The sequence below is a fragment of the Muricomes intestini genome (assembly GCF_004346165.1).
Taxonomy (GTDB): domain Bacteria; phylum Bacillota; class Clostridia; order Lachnospirales; family Lachnospiraceae; genus Muricomes; species Muricomes intestini.
On sequence record NZ_SLZZ01000003.1, the window covers coordinates 1 to 19,810 of the forward strand.

Below are 19,810 nucleotides of genomic sequence, written 5' to 3' on the forward strand. Positions count from 1 at the left end.
CTCCCTGCGCTTTTCCTGCATCAGGGCAAGAGTCTCCTCATCCGGGTCTATGTACAGACTGCCGGTAAAACCGTCAATCACAGCCATCTGTCCGTCAAGCTTGTCACTTAATTCCTCACCCAGCCCGATAATAGCCGGAATGTTCATCGTTCTTGCCAGAATTGCCGTATGAGAATTGGCAGACCCATACATGGTAGCAAAACCAAGGACCTTGCTTTTGTCCAGCTGTACAGTCTCACTGGGCGCCAGATCATCGGCTGCAATAATACTGGGCTCCTCCGTCTGCTTTATCCCCTCATCTACTCCGCAGAGAATATTCAGAACACGCTCCGATACATCCTTCACATCTGCAGCACGTCCCTGCATGTATGCATCATCCATAGCAGTAAACATCTGCGCAAAATTGTCCGCCGTTGCCGCCACCGCGAATTCCGCGTTCACTTCCTGGGTACGGATGATATTTTCAACAGATTCAATATAATCCAGATCCTCTAGCATCATCTGGTGGATTTCAAAAATCATTGCATTCGCTTCACCCACATCTGCCAGGGCCTTTTCATAAAGCTCCTTCAGCTGCCCGGCGGCTGTTGTCTTAGCTTCCTGAAACCGGGCGCATTCAGCCTCCACAGCATCGACATGTGTGCGCTTAATCACTCTCTGCTTCCTTTTATAAAAAGAAAGCCTTCCGATGGAAACACCGCCAAATACACTTTTACCTGTTATTGTAATCATACTATTTCCTCTGACATTCCTGAATTATAAGTTTTCTTTAAAAAATACTTCCAGCTCTGAGACGGCAGTTTCTTCATCTTCTCCATCTGCAGTCACAGTGATTTCTTCACCTGCTTTAGTACCCAGTCCCATAACACCGAAAATTCTCTTTGCATCAGCACTCTTTTCACCCTTTGTAATCTTGATATCGGACTTATAGCCTGCAGCCTGCTTTACCAACATTCCCGCCGGTCTCGCATGGATTCCCTCAGAATCTGTAATGGTATACTTAAACTCCATCATGGTAAAATCCTCCTCTTATTTTCCTTTTCTTAACCCTTGTATACGGAAACTCAAGGCTTTTAGCATTTGGTAAAATACATAGATATGCCTTGTCCGCCACCGATACACATACTGATCATGGCATCCTTTTTCTCAGAGCGCATCAGTTCATACAGTACTTTTACTGTCAGCACTGTACCTGTGGCGCCGATGGGATGTCCGATGGAGATGCCTCCTCCATAAATATTTACTTTCTCCGGATCCAGCCCCAAGTCCCGGCTCACAGCATAAGCCTGGCTTGCAAATGCCTCATTGATCTCAAACATGTCGATTTTCTTCAGGTTAAGTCCCAATTTCGCAGCCAGTTTTTCACTGGAGAATTTAGGCGAATAGCCCATAAGCTCCGCATCAAACCCAGCCACTGCATAGCCTTCGATTTTGAGTTTCGGTATAACTCCCAGTGCCTCGGCCTTCTCCCTTGCCATAATAACCACTGCAGCTGCACCGTCATTTAAACTGGAAGAATTTCCTGCCGTGACAGTTCCTCCCTTTACAAAGCAAGGACGCAGTTTTGCAAGCTTCTCAATTGTCTGTCCATCTCTTGGGCCCTCATCTGTATCAAAGACCGTTACATTTCCCTTTCTGTCTTTAAGCTCCACCGGGAGAATCTCATCCTTGAACTTGCCAGCCTTAATAGCGGCACATGCCCGCTGATGGCTCTGCAGTGCAAATTGATCCTGATCTTCTCTAGATACATGATACTTTGTTGCTACATTTTCTGCAGTCACACCATTATGATTCCCATCCAGCGGCCATGTAAGAATATCAATTACACCGTCCTCAAACGTCTTATGTCCCATTCTGGCTCCCCAGCGTGCATCCTTCACATAATAAGGCAGCTGTGAGATATTTTCCACACCACCGGCCACAACTACATCGGCCTGTCCTGTCTGGATCTCCAGCACTGCATCTGCGATGGACTGCAGGCTTGACCCACACTGACGGTTTACAGAATACGCCGTTGTCTCTTTGGGCATACCTGCTTTCAAACTGACAGCCCTTGCCACGAATCCATTTTCCGCAACCTCACCTACCTGTCCTATGATAACCTCATCTACATCAGAAGGCTGGATTTCCGCCCGGTTCACCGCTTCCTTTACAACCATTGCACCCATATCAATCGCCGAAACATCCTTCAGACTGCCTCCAAAACTGCCTACCGGAAGTCTCACTCCGCTAACAACTACTACATCTCTCATTTCGTTCTCCTTTCAAAGTATCCGCAAAGGGGTCAGTCCCTTTTGTCCTCCATATTCAGAATATTCTGACTTCCGGCTGCAAAAGGGACTGACCCCTTTGAGCTATTTGTCGTATTTATAGAATCCCTGTCCTGTCTTGCGTCCTAAGTGGCCTGCTTTTACCATTGTTTCAAGCAGAGGGCACGGTCTGTATTTGCTGTCATGAAAGCCATTGTAAAGTCCGGTCATTGTGGCCAGCATTACATCGATCCCCACAAAATCTGTCAGCTCCAGCGGCCCCATTGGGTGGTTTGCTCCCAGCTTCATGGCATTGTCCACGTCTTCCGGTTTGCATCCCTCCATGACCATGAATGCGGCTTCGTTCTGCATAGGAACCAGAATACGGTTTACGATGAAGCCGGGGTATTCCGGTGCATCTACTACGGTTTTTTTGATACTGATGACAAATCCCCTCACTTTGCTGTAAGTATCGTCATCGGTTGCAATGCCGCGGATTAGTTCTGCCAGCTTCATCACAGGTGCAGGGTAGAAGAAATGTACCCCCATTACTTTATGAGGCCGCATGGTAGCTGCCGCCATCTCGGAGATGCTTAATCCGGAGGTATTGGAGACGATGATTGTCTCCGGATCTGCAGCTTTGTCCAGCTGCTTGAATACAGATTTTTTTAATTCTATTTTTTCCGGCACTGCTTCTATAATTATTCCTGCACCTCTGACATCCTCCATGTTGCTGCTATATGTCATTCTTTCAAAAATTTCATTCTTTTGTGCCTCTGTCATACTGCCTTTTGCAACTTTTTTTGCAAATAATTTTTCAATATTCACCTTTGCTTTTTCAATGGCAGGCTCGAATACATCGATGTTCTTTACCTCATATCCCGCCTGCGCACAAGTCTGGGCAATACCACTTCCCATTAGTCCTGCTCCGATTACTGCTACTTTCATTGTCAAACACCTCTTTCTATGAAATATATAAAATCTACATGCTGCCAAATATACATTGCCTGTAATCCGCCCTTGCTACTTTCTCTCTGGTTTTTCCTTCAATTCCAAACCAAATGCCCCGTCCCGGATAAATAATTTTTTATCCATCAGTTTCAGTTTAGGACTTACAATTGGCTGAAAGTCCATCTGATCCAGCACCTGTGTCTGCAAATTTATTCCGGGAGCAATCTCCATTAACTCTACTCCTTCTTTACAAAGCCTGAATACCGCCCGTTCTGTGACGATTAGAACCTCCTGTCCCTTTTCTCTGGCCATTGGTCCGTTAAAGGACAGCTGTGCCACCCGCTTCACCATTTTACATATTTTTCCTTCCTGTAAAATGGTCAGCTTCCCGTCAGCAAACTCATATTTAGCCCCGCCGGCTGTAAAGGTCCCCAGAAATACTATCTTTTTAGCGTTCTGGGTGATATCAATGAACCCGCCGGCACCGGTGCACCGGGAGCCCATTTTAGTGGAGTTTACACTGCCGTCCTCCCCCAGCTCGCCAAGCCCCATGTATGTAATATCCACACCGGCGCCGTTATAATAATCCATCTGCTCATGATGCCCGATCATGGCATACAGGTTCTGTCCGATTCCAAAGTCTATGCCCCCCGCCTGTACTCCGCCGTATATTCCGGATTCCACTGTAATCATAATGTCATCCGACACACCTTCTTCATTACAGATTTTTCCTACCATATCATTGGGGATTCCTGTACCAAGGTTCACCACTGCTCCATGATACAGCTCCAAAGTCCCACGCCTTGCAATAAACTTTCTCTCATTAAATGGCGCAGGCTGGATATTTCCCTGAGGGACCCTGACCTGGCCGCAGTAGGATGGGTCGAAATACCAGGAGGAGGTCTGCCGGTGATCTTCCATTGGATTCTCGCACACAACAACATCATCAATAAATACCCCCGGGACAGTTACATCCTTGGGATTGATACTCCCTGTCTGAATGACCTGCTTTACCTGGGCAATGACTCTACCGCCGTAACGCTTGGCCGCCAGTACCGCCGGCAGTACTTCCAGCTTCATTGCTTCCTCCGTCGTTGTCAGATTTCCCATCTCGTCACAGAGAGTCCCACGGATCAGACAGACATCAATGGGAACTTCTTTATAAAACATATACTCTTGGTTGTTATAGGAAATAATATCTACAATATCCGGCAGGGGCTTTGTGCGCTCGTTCATCTTGCCGCCTTCCACCCGGGGATCGATAAATGTTCCCAGTCCCACCTTGGACATTTTTCCCGGCAGACCACAGGCCATGCTTCTGTACAGCTGGGCAATCTGCCCCTGTGGCAGGCAGTATGCCTCCACCTTACTGTTCGCAATCATCTCCATCCATCTGGGCTGAAGCCCCCAGTGAGAACCGATGATCCGCTTCACCATCCCCTCGTGAGCAAGATGTTGTATACCGTCTTTTCGGTCGCTCTGTCCACAGGAATGAAGCAAAGTCAGTCCGAACGGATGCCCTGTCTTCACAAAACTTGTTTCCAATTCTTTTAAAATTGACTCACTTGCACTGACAAGGGTCATGGCGACCGGGCAAATGGTGCTTCCATCCTTTACCCTGGAAGCAGCTTCCTTCGCACTGATAAAATTTGCTTTCAGCATAACTAGTTTCCTTTCTCAAATAATGTCCTGATGTAGTTCTTATCTGTCTTGAGCCCAGGTGTTTTCGGCACCTCATCCACAAAAATCACCTTCTCCGGAATTTTAAACTTTGCCAGCCGGTTCTTCAGCCCGATTTTAATCTCTTCTTCCGTCAGCCTGCTGCCTTTTTCCAAAACAACCACAGCAGCGGCAACTTCCCCGTATACTCCATTGGGAATCCCGACCACAGCTGTATCCTTAATCCCCTCCAAAGAGAGCAGCTCATTTTCCACATCCGTACACCAAATCTTCTCTCCCCCGCGGTTAATCATATCTTTTTTTCGGTCTACGATAAACACATAGGAATCTTCATTAATATATCCCATATCTCCGGTGTCAAGCCATCCATCCGGCGTAATCAGGGGCGAGTCGATATTGTAATAGTACTCACAGATATTAGCGCCCTTCAGGTATATGCTCCCAACAATCCCATCGGCCACTTCTCTTCCATCATCCACGATTTTCAGATGCATTCCCGGAATCGGCTTTCCCTGCGACTTGGGATAAATACTGATTGCCGCGTCATAGGGAAAAATTGTCCCCGGTGAAGAAGTCTCCGTCATCCCATATACATTTTGAAACTCCATTCCGGGCATCCACCTGTGAAGCTTTTTCATTGTTTCCACCGGTATATAGCTGCTGCCGCAGGCAAGCTTCCGCACGCTTTTCAGTTCAGGGAATTCTTTCTGGTAATCCAAAAGTAACCCAAATACCGTGGGGGAACCATGCATAAAGGTTATTCCATGATTATTTATACCCTCCAGAATCCTTCTGGCATCATACCGCTTATACAGATAAACCGTGCCTCCCATATAGACAAATAACCCCAACAGCGCCACAAGCCCTGTAATATGATAAATGGGAACGGGTATGATTGTTTTATCCTCCGGTCCCAGTTCTAAAAGTCTCTGATATATCATCACAGCGTGATTGATATTATAGTTTTTCAAAATAACTCCCTTGCTTTCCGAAGTCGTCCCCGAAGTAAACATGAGAATCATTTCATCTTCCAATTCACCACACCCTGGGGCGGACAATTCAGTCCCGCCCCCCGGCAGATTCAGATAACAAAACCCATATCCGTTTTCTTCATCCCGTGTGCATAAAACAATTATCCCAGCATCCTCATAATCCCGTATCAAGCTCCCGTAGTCCTCACTGACAAGAACACAGTACAAATCTGCCTTATCTGTCAATGACTGGATCTCCGGTTCCCTGTATTTCGTGGGGAGCGGCACTGCAACCGCCCCCAGCTTACATACTGCATAAAAGGCTGTGGCAAACTCAATTCCATTATTCAGCAGCAGGCCCACATGACTTTTTTTCTTAACATGCAGCACATTTTTCAGATATGCTGCCAGACTATCCACCATATGTAAAAACTCCCGATAAGTGTAGCTTCTGTTCCAATTGTCACACAATCCTGGTTTATCGGGATACCTTTCAGCCGTATCTTCCAGCATCTCATAAAAACTTTTTTTCATCTTTGAAAATGTATAGACAGTCCGGTCTCCTATTTTTATATCTTCCATATCTGTCTGAAACCATGGATTCCATACATCTTTCCCTTCTAACATGACGGCACCTCATTTTCCCTGTGTACTAATCAAACTCCGGACCCTGATGCTTTTCAAAATCATAACGTCTGCTTGAACCAATCATTCTCATGTAATTCTTAATGAAGTCCTTCATAGCATTCTGTGCCTCAATGCATAAATCCATATAGTCGATTTCCGGATTTTCTTCCAGAGCTCTTGCTGTTGCTATTCTTGCATGTTTAAATAAGTCAGTGCATACATTAATCTTGTTAATTCCGCAGGCAACTGCCTTTTTTATATTTTTTTCACCTGCTCCGGAGCCTCCGTGAAGTACAAGCGGTATCTGCAGTGTTTCCTTCAGTAATTTTAATCTTTCAAAATCCAACCTGGGAATAAATCCTTTCGGATAGCTCCCATGTGCTGTTCCTATGGCCACTGCCAGACAGTCACATCCGGTCCTCTCCACAAACTCTTTTGCCTGCTGAGGATTCGTGTATAAGTCTTCCTTTTCATTATCCGCTTCCTTTGCCGCACCTACGTGACCAAGTTCAGCCTCACAGGAAAGTCCCATACCATGGGCCAGTGATGCAATCATTTGCGTTCTTCTTACATTCTCCTCAAACTCGTAACTAGAAGAGTCGATCATGACACTGGAAAACCCACATTGCATTGCATATGTAATATCCTCAAAATCAGCACCATGATCTAGATTGAAGGCCACCGGAACAGACACCTTTTTTGCCATTCCTTTTATCATCGGCGCCAAGATATCTGCGTGCCCGTGTGCTTTCATCTGACGAGGAGAAATATTAATAATAACTGCAGATTTCTCCTCCTCGGCAGACTGGATAATTGCTTTTGCCTGTTCCATGTTTACACAGTTAATTGCCATAACTGCATATTGATTTTTGTGTGCATGCCAGAGCATGTCTTTCATTGATACATACATATTTTTCTCCTATTCCAACAATTCACTAAATAATAGAAACAGAATCGTCTTCACTTTCAACATATCCCTCCGGAAGTGGTCTCCTCAGGATTGCATACAATACGCCTGTGATGCATCCGCCCAGCAGCCAGTATCCGACAAACATCAGTGGATTGGATGTCATTGCGATGACAAATGCACCACCGTGGACAGCCGGGGACTCCAATGCAGAAATCATACAAAGCCCTCCGGTTATGGCACCTCCCGTCATAGTGGAAATCACGACGCGGACCGGATCTTTCATCAGAAACGGGATAACACCTTCTTGAACATAGCAGCAGGATAGAATAAACAAAGACTTTGCCTGTTCTCTTTCACTGTGTGTAAATTTCTTTTTCCCGCCGATAAAGCATGCAAGGCCGATTCCCAGTGGGGCCGTCATACCGGCACACATCTTTGCGGCTGTGGGTATTAAGAACCCATCAGCATTCAGCCCATTTACAAACAGAGCTGCTGTCTTATTAATCGGGCCCCCCTGATCAAAGCAAATCATAGCTCCGATCACTGCACCTAAGAGGAACTTTGAACCACCACTTAAGGAAGTCAGTCCAAGCGTTACCCACTCCATAAACAGCCGGATCGGCACACCTACAACATAGTACATCAGCAAGCCGCAGACCAGTGTAGTAACGACAGGTATAATCAAAATCGGCATAACGCCCTGTAATGACTTGGGTACTTTAATTTTCTTCAGTGCAAGAATAAAGTATCCAACCATGATACCGCCTACAAGGCCCCCCACAAATCCAGTATTAATCGCACCTGCAAGGGCACCCATTACAAACCCAGGAGCAAGCCCGGGCTTGTCCGCCATGGCATATGCGATAAATGCTGCGATAACCGGTACTACAAAGTTCATCATGTTCTGACCAAGAAGCATAATTGCTTTTGCCAGTGTGTCAATCTCTTCCATATGGTTTGCGATATCATATCCGCCCATTGCTTTTGCAATTGCCTGAATAACACCGGCGCCTACAATAACAGGAATCATATAAGATATACCTGTCATAATAGAATCTCTCAGAAATGCTCCCTGGCTTTTCTTTTTCGTTTTTCTCTTTATCTCCGCCATTTTATTTCAATGCCTCCAACAATTCGTTAATTATTCCGTCTGCATCCTTGATTGCCTCACTGACTCCTACTGTCAATGTAGGCAGATCATCAAATCTACTACCGTTCTTGATTCTCACATCGCTGGCAATGATTACAGCATCTGCCCTCTTAACATCCTCTTTTGTTATTTCATTTTCCACGCCTGTAGCTCCCTGAGTTTCGATCTTCACCTCCAGGCCCTTTTTCTTAGCACATTTTTCCAGATTAGATGCTGCCATATAGGTATGTGCGATTCCCACCGGACAGCTTGTTACTCCCAGAATATACATCTTATTCCTCCTCCTTTTTTGATGAAAATAAATCTTTGATTTCCTTCACAGATGACGCACTTTTAAGTGCCTCTCGAAAATCATCGTCCACCAGATTTGCCGCCAGTCTAGAAAGCATTTTTAAATGTACATTATCTGATGTGTTTGGGGCGGCAAGCATAATCACATAATCAACCGGACGTCCATCCAGTGTTTCCCATTCCACCGGATTCTTTAGTTTTACCAATGTGAATGCTGCCTCTCTGACGCAGCCGGATTTGCAATGGGGAATTGCAACACCGTTCCCTACCCCTGTTGAGAACTCAGTTTCCCTTTCATAAAGTCCATCTATATATTGCTTCAGGTCACTTACTTTACCTGCGTCATACATCATTTTTCCAAGACCCTTTAATACATCATCTTTGGTCCCAGCCTCAAAATCAAAATTCACCAGTTTCTCATCAATCATTTCTGCAATATTCATATACAACTAAATTCCTTTCTTTTTAAGCGCTATCCCCTCTTAAAAATCTCTATCTCATTAAATTTTCTGGCTTTTAACATCTGTGCCACATCTTTTGAATTCTTTGTCAGATCCAGCATTTCTCCAAAAATTCCCTGGAAATGATTTTCAGCTTTTGTATTCAGCGCAAGCATAAATACAATCTGTACTTTTTCATTCCCCCAGGCTACAGGCTTCTTTAAGGTCAAAAGTCCAATTCCCTGCCTCAGGATATGTCCGTCAAACGCATGAGGTATGGCAATCAGACTGCCTATACAAGTGTCGGAAAGCCTTTCCCTTTCAAATATGGAATCTACATATCCAGCATCCACGTACCCTTCCCTTATCATCCTTTTCCCCAGCAATTCCATAACTTCTTCCTTTGATTTCAAGTCGCAGTTTAATATTGTAATCTCTTCATGCAACAAATTCTTTAGATAAAAGTAGGTAAATTTTTCTTCCGTCTGCTTATTTTCCTGTTTATGGATATGTTTTTGAATACGCCTTACGTCTTCTTCATTGAGTACCGGGGATACCTGTATTACTTCAATCTTCTCCAAATAGAGGGGAATCGTGGAAATCACAAAATCCTGCCCCCTCTCATCCAGACCCTCTGCCATATTCGCAGAGATAATTTTTGAAACCTCAATATTGGGGAAAAGTCTTTTCAGTTTCATTGATATAAACTGTGACGTACCAATACCTGTCATACATACAATTGTTACAGTAAAACTTTTCTTTTTCTTCTGGGTCATGCGTTCTATGGAAGCCCCAATATGGAAGGTGATATATCCGATTTCGTCTTCTGTTGTCTCAACCTCATATTTAGCACTGAACTTTGCAATGAGATAAGAAGCAATTTCATACTCATAAAACATCTCTTTCTTTACCGACTCCAGAATTGGATTTGTCAGATACATCTTGCTCTGGATCCGGTGAACCATACACTCCAGATGATCAAACATGGCATAGGACAGTTCGTCATCTTCTTCCAGATTCAGATGATATTTCTCATCTATTTCCTCCAATATCTTCATCATATAGTCAAACATTTCCGGTGCCCGGCTGCGCATCTTTTTCAGGTTTTTTTCCTTGACCATAGGAACCTGAAAGCGCATCCCTCTGAGACAGCAAATCAAATACTCCATTTCTTTTTCAGGCACTTCTATCCTGGTATACTCTGCAATCTGTTCCTTCAAAAACTGGCTGATGAACCATTCCTTTCTCTCTATATGAAGGGCAACATCTTTAGCCTTGTCATCCATGCCATGGCCCATTTCCAGACGCTGCAGCATGACAGCAAGCTGTATAAGAAACTCATCGAAAGATATATCCGTCAAAATAAAGTGGAATCTTTTTTCTGTTCCCTTTATAATGTCTTTTAACTGATTTAGATCTACATTTTCAAACATTGGCTGTATCTTTTCAGCAGCAGCCTTTCCTGGAGCTCCTGCTACTTTTTTTAGAGCATCAATCAGAGCAAGCCTCGTCTGTGATTCCATTCCTTCTGCCTTGATTCCATATTTTACTTTTTTTGAAAACGCAATATCGAACTTCCTCCAAAACGGCTCCAGTTCATTGACATCATTCACAACAGTCCCCTTACTTACATAAAACCTGCCAGCCAGGGACTCCATCGAAGTGTATTCCTTGCTATTTAAAAGGGCCACCGCAATATAATACTTTCTGGCCTCCGCCGACATATATAAATCTGACTCTTCGTAAATAGCCGTTTTCAGATAACGTTTCCCATTTTCATCGAAATCCAGCCAGAGGCCCACGCCCTGCCTGGTTCTGATAAAACAGGAGTGTCTTTCTAACTCTGTATTGATTTTTTTAACATCTGTTTTGATTGTCCTGGGACTGACCTTTAACTCCGCAGCAACCTGAGATGTGGTTAATTTTTTCTCACTCTTTAAAAGTAAATTCAATATTTTCTTTTCTCTTGGTAAAAACATTTGACCCACCTTCCCCGCTGTTCGAGCATATTATATCTGCCCGGCAGCTCGTTTTACAAATCATATAATTTCACCTGCAAACAAAAACTTGGTGCAACTAGTATTAAATATATCACACTTTTTTTAATTTCCTATGATACCTTGTCTATTTTGCATGTTTTATAAGACCTTTTGTCAAAAAATCATGCCCTTTTTTGTGCATACTGTTCTGTCCACAAAAATTTCACTTTTCTTATCATATTGTTTCACTTACTTAGTGCAATTTTTCAATTATTCATTTTCTCCAAAAATATTTATAATGAGACACAGTAAAAGGAAAGGATTTATTCGCAGCATTTTATATACTGCACTATTTAAGGAGGTTTTTACATGATTAATTTTGAATTTTACAATCCTACTAAAGTCATTTTTGGGAAAGGTGTGGAAGCAGAAGCCGGAAAGGAAATAAAGGCACTGGGCGGTCACAAGGTCCTGGTTCATTATGGCGGTACATTTCTTCAGGAAAATGGAACTCTGGATCGAGTTCATAAAGGTCTTGAGGATGCCGGACTCGATTATATTGATCTGGGAGGAGTAGTTCCAAATCCACGGCTTGGTCTTGTAAAAGAAGGGATACAGCTTTGCAAAGACGAAGGAGTTGATTTTCTTCTTCCAATCGGAGGAGGAAGCGCCATTGACTCTGCAAAGGGCATTGGGTATGGACTTGTCAACGATTTTTCACTGGAAGATTTGTTGCTCGGCAAGGTTACAACTGACAAAATTGCTCCCATCGGATGCATATCTACTATCGCAGCCACCGGATCTGAAACAAGTAATTCCATGGTTATTACGATTGAAGACGGTATGCTGAAACGGTCCTATAACCATGACTGTGCGCGTCCGAAATTTGCTATTATGAATCCAGAGCTTACCTATACACTTCCAGTTTATCAGACAGCCAGCGGCGGCTCTGATATTATGATGCATACAATGGAGCGGTATTTTACCAATACCAAGGATGTGGACTTAATTGACCGTATGGCAGAAGGTCTCCTTGTCTCTGTCCGCGAAGCTGTAAAAGTTGCCGTAAAAGAGCCGCAAAATTATGAGGCCAGGGCTACTTTAATGTGGGCAGGCAGCCTTTCACATAACGGCTTGACCGGAACAGGGCGTGTATCAGACTTTGCTTCCCATAAGATTGAACATGAGCTGGGCGGAATGTTTGATGTGGCTCATGGTGCGGGATTGTGCGCCATATGGGGAAGCTGGGCAAGATATGTCTTGAAAACCAACCCTACAAGATTTGCACAGTTTGCTGTCAATGTATTTAATGTACCGGAAAACTTCTACAATATGGAGGTAACCGCATTGAAGGGTATCGAAGCATGGGAAGACTGGTGCCGCAAAATTGGCATGCCGACAAACTTAAAGGAGCTTGGTGTGGAACCTACAGATGCGCAAATTGAAGAAATGGCAAGAAAATGCGTGGCCACCGGCGGCGGACACGTAGGATTTTTCCAGACATTATATAAAGATGATGTGATAAAGATTTATGAAATGGCACGAAAGTAAAATAAAGCCATTTAGCTATTGTTAAATCTGTGCTCTAATATTATAATCGATTTTTCGTATATTTCCCCTGATTTTCCACATACTAATTGTAATTTAGCCGGTGAAGGAGAATGAGTATGGATAAGATTGAAAAAGTAAAGCAGGAAAAGCAATATCAGGATTATGTAAAGCGTAAAACTCCTGTTCATAATGTTTATTCAAATATGGGGAAAGCGTTTATCACAGGCGGTATAATCTGTACCTTGGGACAATTTATTTATAATTATTGTGAACTTCAGGGCATGTCAAAAGATGAATGCAGCGGCTGGACCTCTCTCCTCTTAATACTAATCAGTATTATCCTTACGGGGATGAATATATACCCCAAGATAGCAAAATGGGGAGGGGCGGGCGCTCTGGTGCCAATCACCGGGTTTGCCAACTCCGTGGCAGCTCCTGCCATTGAATATAAGAAAGAGGGGCAGGTATTCGGAATCGGATGTAAAATATTTACAATCGCAGGGCCGGTTATATTGTATGGAATATTCACCAGCTGGGTTCTGGGGCTGGTATATTGGTTGATGAAAGTTTTATAACCACGAAAAAATAGCGAGCACTGAGTAATATTCATCAGTGTTCGCTAAAAAGTATTTTGCCCCCATGATACCTGCGGATTGCTCCCCACTTTGTACTCCTGCTATCTTTCTTCTCTGAAGTAATTCAGTCCGCAGCTCTTTGGCTGTGCATGCTCTTTGCTCTGCCTCATGCTTGTCACAACGAGTACTACGATTGTAGCCACATAGGGAAGCATATCATAGATCTGCGCGGGAAGTCCCGGTATATTCACATACATACGCATAATTGTTAATCCCCCGAATATCAAGGCTACCAGAATGCCCTTTGCCGGACTCCATGTCGCAAAGATAACCAGTGCAACTGCAAGCCATCCATATCCGCTGACACATCCGTGCACCCACACACCGGAAGTTGTAACCATACTCATATACATGCCGCCGATACCGCAGATGCCGCCGCCTATAATGGTTGCAATATATTTATATCTTGTAATATTAATTCCTGCAGCGTCTGCTGTCGCCGGATCCTCCCCCACTGCTCTTAAATTCAGACCTATACGGGACTTGTTAAAAAACCACGCCATAATTATGGCAATAGAAATCGCAAGATATACCAGCCAGTTATATTGAAATAGAAGCTTTCCCAGGACCGGAATATCTGATAGTACCGGAATATGTAGTTTGGAAAATGCAGCTTTTGTCGTACCGCTTACCGCAACATATCCTCCTGCTTTCTGTCCAATATATTCGCCGAAAAAGTTGCCGAATCCGGTACCGAATATAGTCAAGGTCAGACCGGTTACATTCTGATTCGCACGCAGTGATATCGTAAGGAAACTGTATATCAAGGCTCCAAAAGCTCCTGCCAGGAACGATACAAGGAGTGCAATAAGGGCTGACAGAATACCATTTGGCGCACCGCCTGATTTTGTTACAGTCTGCTCATAATAGTAGGAGCCTGCCAGTCCGGTAATTGCTCCCATGAACATCATGCCTTCCACACCAAGATTCATATTCCCCGATTTCTCTGTCAGGATTTCTCCCAGTGCACCCAGCAGCAACGGAGTTCCTGCAAGCACTGCCGCTATAAATAAGCTATTTAATGTATTAAGCATGCTGCTCCTCCTTCCCTCTGAAAATCAGACGGTATGTAACAAAGAACTCACATCCCAGCATGAAAAAGAGAATAATCCCTATCAACAGATCTGATGCAGATGCCGGTATTTTAAAGTTCGTCTGAATAGTATTTGCCCCTCTCTCCAACATAGCAATAAACACGGAGACTCCCAGCATCCCTATAGGATTCATCTTCGCAAGCCATGCAACGGTAATAGCGGTAAACCCGACTCCCCCGGCCGTTCCTTCTGTAATGGTATAATCTGCTCCCGCGAACTGAAGCATTCCCACAAGGCCGCACAAAGCACCCGATAAAAACATGGTACGGGTAAATACCCTGCTCACATTGATCCCTGCGTAGCGGGCCGTATTATTGCTTTCACCAACCACAGCAATTTCATATCCCTGTTTTGTCTTATTAAAATAAATATAGGCAGCCACGACCAGGATCAGTGCCAGTATCCAACCCCAATGCACGCCCAGCACCTTTGACAGTCTGGCTCCCGGCACCAGCATGGCAATCTTCGGGAAGCTGCTTCCCGGAGCCTTCCACGGCCCATTCATCAGGTACTTGACAAAAGCCAGAGCGATGTAATTGAGCATCAGAGTGAACAAAGTCTCATTTGTTCCCCATTTTGCTTTACACACTGCCGGAAGGAGACCGTATAACCCTCCTGCTGTCATTCCGGCAAAAAGCATCAGAATTACCAGAGGAAGCTTTGGAAAAATATGTGCAGTAAACAGACCAAAGGCTCCTGCTGCCACAGCCCCTACGAGTATCTGTCCCTCCGCCCCGATATTCCAAAACTTCATTTTAAACGCAAAAGAAATACCGATTGCAGTAATCAAAAGAGGAACCGCAAGTTTTACTGTCTCATGAATCACTGTGGAGGAACCCCATGAGCCGACTACCATAGCCTTATATACCAAAAAAGGGTTATGTCCCAGAATCAGAATTAACACCCCTCCTGTTATGAGAGAAAGAAGAAAGGCAATCCCGCGGATTCCCCAGGCCTTCCTGGGTGAAAGCGTGTCCCGCTTTACCATACGGAGCAGAGGTTCTTTCACCTGTGTTGACTTTACTTGCATACCGGTACCTCCTCTTCCACATGTATCATCATCAGCCCAATATCCTCTTTAGTTACTTCTCTCGGATCTACAATTCCACTGACCTTCCCGCCGCACAAGACCATAATTCGGTCAGACAGTTCCATCAGCACATCCAGATCCTCCCCTATAAAAATAACAGATACACCTTTTTTCTTCTGCTCATTGAGCAAATCATAGATTCTATATGAAGAGTTAATATCAAGGCCCCGCACAGGATATGCTACAATCAGTACAGAAGGACTAAGTGCAATTTCCCGCCCCAACAAAACCTTCTGAACATTTCCGCCTGACATTCTTCCTACCGGTGTCTCGACTCCCGGGGTGACAATCTCCAGTTCTTCAATCAGCTTTTCTGCCACATTTTTAGGTGTCTTCCTGTCTACCAAAAAGCCCTTCTTGTTTTTGTAGCTTCTCAGCATTACGTTGTCCGTCATATCCATGCCTGCCACAAGCCCCATTCCCAGTCTGTCCTCCGGGACAAATGCCATGGAAATGCCTTTTTTTACAATTTCGTCAGGTTTCAGGCCTAGAATACGCTCTCTCGACACACAGTTTTCGCCTTCGCACTCTCCTGAATAAAGTACAGAGCCAGCTATTGTAGGACACAGTCCCGCAATTGCCTCACAGAGTTCTTTTTGACCGCTGCCTGCAATCCCGGCAACTCCCAGAATCTCACCGCTGTATGTTGTAAAAGAGACATTATCAAGTGTTTTGACTCCTTCTCCGTTGAGGCAGGTCAGCCCGATGACTTCGAGTCTCTCCTCCCCACACTCCCTTTTAGGTCTGTCAATTGCAAGACTGATCGGCCGTCCTACCATCATCTCCGTAAGCTGCGCCTGATTCGTTGCGGCAGTCTCCACAACACCTATGTACTCGCCCTTTCTCAGAATTGCCACTCTGTCTGAAATAGCCATTACTTCATTGAGCTTATGTGTAATAATGATAATTGATTTTCCGTCTGCTTTCATATTACGGAGCACGGCAAACAACTTCTTAGTCTCTTGAGGTGTCAGCACTGCAGTGGGTTCGTCCAGTATTAGGATATCGGCCCCCCTGAACAGTACCTTCAATATTTCCACGGTCTGCTTCTCAGATACTGCCATATTATAGATTTTCTTAGCGGGATCTGTTTCAAACCCATATCGGGAAGCCAATTCCCCAACCTTTTTATTAATTTCCTTGCGGTTCACCGTAGTCTTTCCGTCAAGTCCCAGAATAATATTTTCTGCTGCCGTCATAACATCCACCAGCTTAAAATGCTGATGAATCATCCCTATTCCTAAATCAAACGCATCTCTCGGAGACCGGATAGTTACCGGTGTTCCATGAATTTCTATTTCACCGTGATCCGGAAAATAGATGCCGGAGAGCATGTTCATCAACGTAGTCTTCCCACTTCCATTCTCTCCAAGAAGTGCCAGTATTTCCCCATTTTTGAGTTCCAGATCAACATTCTTGTTGGCAACAACCTTCCCGAAGGTTTTTGTGACATGATGCATCCTCACAGCATAATCTGTAGCCTCGCCCAAGCCTTCCTCCTCCTTTCTCTTACCGACCGTTTTATATACTTCCAAAAACAGAGCCGTCATGCAACGGCTCTGTAATGAACTTATACCGGTATGAATCTAACTATTCAATCACATTACATCCATCAATAATATAATTCCAGGACGGGGCGGATTGATCAACCTGTTCTTTATAGTAATCACCTTCAGCAACTTCAATTTTCTCACCGTCCGGATTTGTTCCTGTCAGAGGACCTGCAAACACCTGAAGTTTTCCTGATTTAATTTCTTCTGCCGCTTTGTCAATTGCTTCCTGGGTTCCCTCTGCAGCAATGTCTGTATTTAAGGGTGACAGATAAACCGCATTGTCGGCCAGACCTTTACACCAGTCGACCGGAATCTCCTTGCCATCTATTACATCCTTTACTGCTTCTGTCACATAAATACCCCAGTCGATACGGGCTGAAATTAGGGAAGCCTTTGGTGCTGCCTCAATCATATCATTGTTATATCCAACCTGATACGCACCGTACTCTTCCGCCGTCGTTGCAGGAGCTGTGGAATCAGAGTGCTGTGAGATCACATCACATCCGCGCTCTATCAGAGCCTTTGCAACCTGAGACTCTATCGTCGGGTCATTCCATGAGTTTGTATACATAATATCCATTGTCACATCTGGATTTACACTTTTGGCTCCCAGGTAAAAAGAAGTATATCCGCTGATAACCTCTGCAAACGGGAACGCTGCAACGTAACCGAGGTGATTACTTTCCGTCTTCAGACCGGCAGCAATACCTGCAAGATAACGTGCTTCATAGATAGACGCAAAATAGTTATGCATATTGTCCAGCCCGGAGTCCTTTGCCTGATAGCCTGTAGCATGGCAGAACTGTATATCCGGATACTCTGATGCAACCTCTTTTACATAATCTTCAAAACCGAAGCTTGTTGCAAATATAATATTGCATCCTGCATCTACGAGTTCTCTTAAAGCCGTGTCACACTCTGCACCTTCAGGTACGTTAAACTTATTGATAATCTGATCGTCGCTTATTCCTAAGGTCTTCTGCATTTCTTTGGTGCCCAGATCGTGATTGTATGTATAACCCATGTCACTTGCATCGGATACATGTACAAATCCAATCTTGATGTCTTCTTTTGCGATGCCTGCCGATGCTTCTTTCTTCTTGTCACCGGAATCAGCGCTGCCTGTCTCTGCAGCCGGTTTTCCGCAGCCGGCCAGCATACTGACAGCCATGGCTGCACACAGCAATGTGCTTAAAATCTTCTTCTTCATAATCTTGCCCTCCCAAAAAAATTGGCTACCCATATCAGAAATACATTCCGTCATTGGATAGCCCGTCTATATTTAAATATTACACTGGGATAATAAATAAGTCAATACCTCCCGGCTTGTTTTTGACAAACTTTATTTATTTTTGCTTCTTAATAATATTTACCACCCCTTATAAAAATAGATAAGAGCCCCCACGCCCTTTCCTACTGCAATACTTAATATAAACGCTGAGATATACCGGACCATCTTCAGCCTCCGTACAAAAATCGGGAACAAATTTAGTATTTCGGCCAGAGCCATAGCCCAGCATCCGACAAAAATACCGCTCACAAGACCAAATATGGGGAGTATCCAACTCCCATGGGAAATGTGTATCTGAAATATGGAAATCAGATTTCCCACAATGCCGCCCAGCGCCACACAGTCTTCATACAGCAGTATCTTATCCGCCGTGTGAGTGCGGTCCGCAAAGTCAGCAGCTATTCCAAGCTCTATGATAAATGAAAATAATCCCCCTGCAACGATCAATCCGCCGCTAATTCCGATGACTGCCAGTATGATTTGATTTACCCACATCCAGTTCCTGCTCCCTTCTTGATGCATCTTCCACTAAAGTAGTCTGTATGTCGTTTTCATATAGCCGCATCTGCACTTCCATGGGCGTTGGATCCACCGTAAAACGCTTTTTCCCGAAATGATTAAAAAATACAAGAATTCCTATGGTAAGTCCTATGGAATAAGTAACCTCCAATATAGTAAAACCATCAGATGTACTTCCGGTCACATATTTATAAATCTGTGAAAAGAGCTTTGGCACAGACACATCGTTATTAAATGTCATAATGGCAAAAGCAGATCCACAGAACGTAATCAAAGCTACAAAGGCAGTTTTTATAATATGCCAGAGCATACCTGGAGTCTTCTGCTCCTCATAAGTTACAATAATATCCTGTTCACCCATATTTTGGATCTCCAGGCCCGGATACTCTGCATGAATACAGGCAATAATTTTTAGTATGGAAATAACAAACCGCTGTTTTCCCTTATCCGGTATTTTCATTATTTTTAGTGCCTTTAATTTGGGAACAATATCTTTGTTGCTGCACTCAAGCGATACAATATCACTCAGGGTAATATCCGTTTTTTGTACCTCAACATCCCTGTCACCTTTTAAATACACCGTATCGTGACTAACAGCCATAATATTCCACCCTCGGCCCCCGGATCAAAGTACCTTCACTATTTCTGACAGGTGTACTCCCATTGAAATAGTAATAAAGAATACCAATTACAACTGCCGCCAGTACAATGCTAAACAGACAAATGCGGATTTTTCTTTTTCCATCTTCCATGACTGTACCTAACCTTTCCTCGCATAATGATGGAATTGCTGCTCCATCTCAAGGTTAGTATTTGAACTTTTTTATAA

20 protein-coding genes are annotated in these 19,810 nt (G+C 44.1%); 2 read left to right on the plus strand and 18 right to left on the minus strand.

The features are described 5' to 3' along the window. The 11 genes from EDD59_RS03080 to EDD59_RS03130 form a co-directional block, all read right to left on the minus strand. The coding region (locus tag EDD59_RS03080; RefSeq protein ID WP_132378804.1) for a phosphoenolpyruvate-utilizing N-terminal domain-containing protein at positions 1–732 on the minus strand (732 nt) is incomplete at its 3' end. 24 nt (positions 733–756) lie between these two features. After that, complete coding sequence (locus EDD59_RS03085) at positions 757–1,014, minus strand: HPr family phosphocarrier protein (RefSeq protein WP_132378806.1); 258 nt, start codon at positions 1,012–1,014, stop codon at positions 757–759. Positions 1,015–1,073: 59 nt separating this feature from the next. Next, positions 1,074–2,252 (minus strand): thiolase family protein, encoded by a 1,179-nt coding sequence (locus EDD59_RS03090; RefSeq protein ID WP_132378808.1) that lies wholly within the window; start codon positions 2,250–2,252, stop codon positions 1,074–1,076. A 102-nt stretch (positions 2,253–2,354) separates the two neighbouring features. After that, positions 2,355–3,197 carry a 3-hydroxyacyl-CoA dehydrogenase family protein gene (locus EDD59_RS03095; protein ID WP_132378810.1) on the minus strand — a complete coding sequence of 281 codons (843 nt, stop codon included), beginning with the start codon at positions 3,195–3,197 and terminating at the stop codon, positions 2,355–2,357. 75 nt (positions 3,198–3,272) lie between these two features. After that, positions 3,273–4,862 (minus strand): acyl CoA:acetate/3-ketoacid CoA transferase, encoded by a 1,590-nt coding sequence (locus tag EDD59_RS03100; protein ID WP_132378812.1) that lies wholly within the window; start codon positions 4,860–4,862, stop codon positions 3,273–3,275. Positions 4,863–4,864: 2 nt separating this feature from the next. After that, a complete protein-coding gene (locus EDD59_RS03105) occupies positions 4,865–6,478 on the minus strand; it encodes a class I adenylate-forming enzyme family protein (protein ID WP_132378814.1) in 1,614 nt (537 codons plus the stop codon). 25 nt (positions 6,479–6,503) lie between these two features. Then, on the minus strand, positions 6,504–7,388 hold the full coding sequence (locus EDD59_RS03110) for a class II fructose-bisphosphate aldolase (protein WP_132378816.1): 885 nt from the start codon (positions 7,386–7,388) through the stop codon (positions 6,504–6,506). Positions 7,389–7,413: 25 nt separating this feature from the next. Further along, positions 7,414–8,499, minus strand: coding sequence for a PTS fructose transporter subunit IIC (locus EDD59_RS03115; RefSeq protein WP_132378818.1), 1,086 nt, complete (start codon positions 8,497–8,499; stop codon positions 7,414–7,416). A 1-nt stretch (position 8,500) separates the two neighbouring features. Further along, positions 8,501–8,809, minus strand: a complete 309-nt coding sequence (locus EDD59_RS03120; protein WP_132378820.1) for a PTS fructose transporter subunit IIB — start codon at positions 8,807–8,809, stop codon at positions 8,501–8,503. Between the two features lies 1 nt (position 8,810). Continuing rightward, complete coding sequence (locus tag EDD59_RS03125) at positions 8,811–9,272, minus strand: PTS sugar transporter subunit IIA (RefSeq protein ID WP_132378822.1); 462 nt, start codon at positions 9,270–9,272, stop codon at positions 8,811–8,813. Positions 9,273–9,301: 29 nt separating this feature from the next. After that, positions 9,302–11,248, minus strand: coding sequence for a BglG family transcription antiterminator (locus tag EDD59_RS03130; RefSeq protein WP_132378824.1), 1,947 nt, complete (start codon positions 11,246–11,248; stop codon positions 9,302–9,304). A 369-nt stretch (positions 11,249–11,617) separates the two neighbouring features. Here EDD59_RS03130 and EDD59_RS03135 point away from each other — a divergent pair, with 369 nt between their 5' ends. Together EDD59_RS03135 and EDD59_RS03140 are read left to right on the plus strand one after the other, a co-directional pair. Further along, the gene (locus EDD59_RS03135) at positions 11,618–12,799 is read left to right on the plus strand and encodes an iron-containing alcohol dehydrogenase (protein ID WP_132378826.1); all 1,182 of its coding nucleotides are present in this window, start codon (positions 11,618–11,620) and stop codon (positions 12,797–12,799) included. A 116-nt stretch (positions 12,800–12,915) separates the two neighbouring features. Beyond that, on the plus strand, positions 12,916–13,374 hold the full coding sequence (locus EDD59_RS03140) for a SpoVA/SpoVAEb family sporulation membrane protein (RefSeq protein WP_132378828.1): 459 nt from the start codon (positions 12,916–12,918) through the stop codon (positions 13,372–13,374). Between the two features lie 101 nt (positions 13,375–13,475). Here the strand turns inward: EDD59_RS03140 and EDD59_RS03145 are convergent, their stop codons facing one another. The 7 genes from EDD59_RS03145 to EDD59_RS17680 all read right to left on the minus strand — a co-directional run bounded on the left by EDD59_RS03145 (position 13,476) and on the right by EDD59_RS17680 (position 19,733). Next, the gene (locus tag EDD59_RS03145; RefSeq protein ID WP_132378830.1) at positions 13,476–14,468 is read right to left on the minus strand and encodes an ABC transporter permease; all 993 of its coding nucleotides are present in this window, start codon (positions 14,466–14,468) and stop codon (positions 13,476–13,478) included. Beyond that, positions 14,461–15,558 carry an ABC transporter permease gene (locus EDD59_RS03150; protein ID WP_132378832.1) on the minus strand — a complete coding sequence of 366 codons (1,098 nt, stop codon included), beginning with the start codon at positions 15,556–15,558 and terminating at the stop codon, positions 14,461–14,463. The genes EDD59_RS03145 and EDD59_RS03150 overlap by 8 nt, the downstream gene beginning before the upstream one ends. After that, positions 15,549–17,078, minus strand: coding sequence for an ABC transporter ATP-binding protein (locus EDD59_RS03155; protein WP_207670371.1), 1,530 nt, complete (start codon positions 17,076–17,078; stop codon positions 15,549–15,551). Before EDD59_RS03155 ends, EDD59_RS03150 begins: the two co-directional genes overlap by 10 nt. A gap of 130 nt (positions 17,079–17,208) precedes the next feature. Then, complete coding sequence (locus EDD59_RS03160) at positions 17,209–18,381, minus strand: BMP family ABC transporter substrate-binding protein (protein ID WP_132378834.1); 1,173 nt, start codon at positions 18,379–18,381, stop codon at positions 17,209–17,211. A 159-nt stretch (positions 18,382–18,540) separates the two neighbouring features. After that, positions 18,541–18,957, minus strand: a complete 417-nt coding sequence (locus tag EDD59_RS03165; RefSeq protein ID WP_132378836.1) for a stage V sporulation protein AB — start codon at positions 18,955–18,957, stop codon at positions 18,541–18,543. Next, complete coding sequence (locus EDD59_RS03170) at positions 18,917–19,582, minus strand: stage V sporulation protein AA (RefSeq protein ID WP_132378838.1); 666 nt, start codon at positions 19,580–19,582, stop codon at positions 18,917–18,919. Before EDD59_RS03170 ends, EDD59_RS03165 begins: the two co-directional genes overlap by 41 nt. Next, positions 19,572–19,733: a hypothetical protein gene (locus EDD59_RS17680; RefSeq protein WP_165920850.1), complete on the minus strand. Its 162-nt coding sequence runs from the start codon at positions 19,731–19,733 to the stop codon at positions 19,572–19,574. Before EDD59_RS17680 ends, EDD59_RS03170 begins: the two co-directional genes overlap by 11 nt. Positions 19,734–19,810: the final 77 nt, after the last annotated feature.

What these genes read in the sequence shown, in the direction of transcription:
- EDD59_RS03100 (WP_132378812.1), bottom strand. Translation starts at nt 4,862, where the DNA reads ATGCTGAAAGCAAATTTTATCAGTGCGAAGGAAGCTGCTTCCAGGGTA.
- EDD59_RS03120 (WP_132378820.1), bottom strand. Translation starts at nt 8,809, where the DNA reads ATGTATATTCTGGGAGTAACAAGCTGTCCGGTGGGAATCGCACATACC.
- EDD59_RS03130 (WP_132378824.1), bottom strand. Translation starts at nt 11,248, where the DNA reads ATGTTTTTACCAAGAGAAAAGAAAATATTGAATTTACTTTTAAAGAGT.
- EDD59_RS03115 (WP_132378818.1), bottom strand. Translation starts at nt 8,499, where the DNA reads ATGGCGGAGATAAAGAGAAAAACGAAAAAGAAAAGCCAGGGAGCATTT.
- EDD59_RS03165 (WP_132378836.1), bottom strand. Translation starts at nt 18,957, where the DNA reads ATGTGGGTAAATCAAATCATACTGGCAGTCATCGGAATTAGCGGCGGA.
- EDD59_RS03105 (WP_132378814.1), bottom strand. Translation starts at nt 6,478, where the DNA reads ATGTTAGAAGGGAAAGATGTATGGAATCCATGGTTTCAGACAGATATG.
- EDD59_RS03095 (WP_132378810.1), bottom strand. Translation starts at nt 3,197, where the DNA reads ATGAAAGTAGCAGTAATCGGAGCAGGACTAATGGGAAGTGGTATTGCC.
- EDD59_RS03160 (WP_132378834.1), bottom strand. Translation starts at nt 18,381, where the DNA reads ATGAAGAAGAAGATTTTAAGCACATTGCTGTGTGCAGCCATGGCTGTC.
- EDD59_RS03145 (WP_132378830.1), bottom strand. Translation starts at nt 14,468, where the DNA reads ATGCTTAATACATTAAATAGCTTATTTATAGCGGCAGTGCTTGCAGGA.
- EDD59_RS03150 (WP_132378832.1), bottom strand. Translation starts at nt 15,558, where the DNA reads ATGCAAGTAAAGTCAACACAGGTGAAAGAACCTCTGCTCCGTATGGTA.
- EDD59_RS03135 (WP_132378826.1), top strand. Translation starts at nt 11,618, where the DNA reads ATGATTAATTTTGAATTTTACAATCCTACTAAAGTCATTTTTGGGAAA.
- EDD59_RS03140 (WP_132378828.1), top strand. Translation starts at nt 12,916, where the DNA reads ATGGATAAGATTGAAAAAGTAAAGCAGGAAAAGCAATATCAGGATTAT.
- EDD59_RS03170 (WP_132378838.1), bottom strand. Translation starts at nt 19,582, where the DNA reads ATGGCTGTTAGTCACGATACGGTGTATTTAAAAGGTGACAGGGATGTT.
- EDD59_RS03090 (WP_132378808.1), bottom strand. Translation starts at nt 2,252, where the DNA reads ATGAGAGATGTAGTAGTTGTTAGCGGAGTGAGACTTCCGGTAGGCAGT.
- EDD59_RS03085 (WP_132378806.1), bottom strand. Translation starts at nt 1,014, where the DNA reads ATGATGGAGTTTAAGTATACCATTACAGATTCTGAGGGAATCCATGCG.
- EDD59_RS03110 (WP_132378816.1), bottom strand. Translation starts at nt 7,388, where the DNA reads ATGTATGTATCAATGAAAGACATGCTCTGGCATGCACACAAAAATCAA.
- EDD59_RS17680 (WP_165920850.1), bottom strand. Translation starts at nt 19,733, where the DNA reads ATGGAAGATGGAAAAAGAAAAATCCGCATTTGTCTGTTTAGCATTGTA.
- EDD59_RS03155 (WP_207670371.1), bottom strand. Translation starts at nt 17,078, where the DNA reads ATGCATCATGTCACAAAAACCTTCGGGAAGGTTGTTGCCAACAAGAAT.
- EDD59_RS03125 (WP_132378822.1), bottom strand. Translation starts at nt 9,272, where the DNA reads ATGAATATTGCAGAAATGATTGATGAGAAACTGGTGAATTTTGATTTT.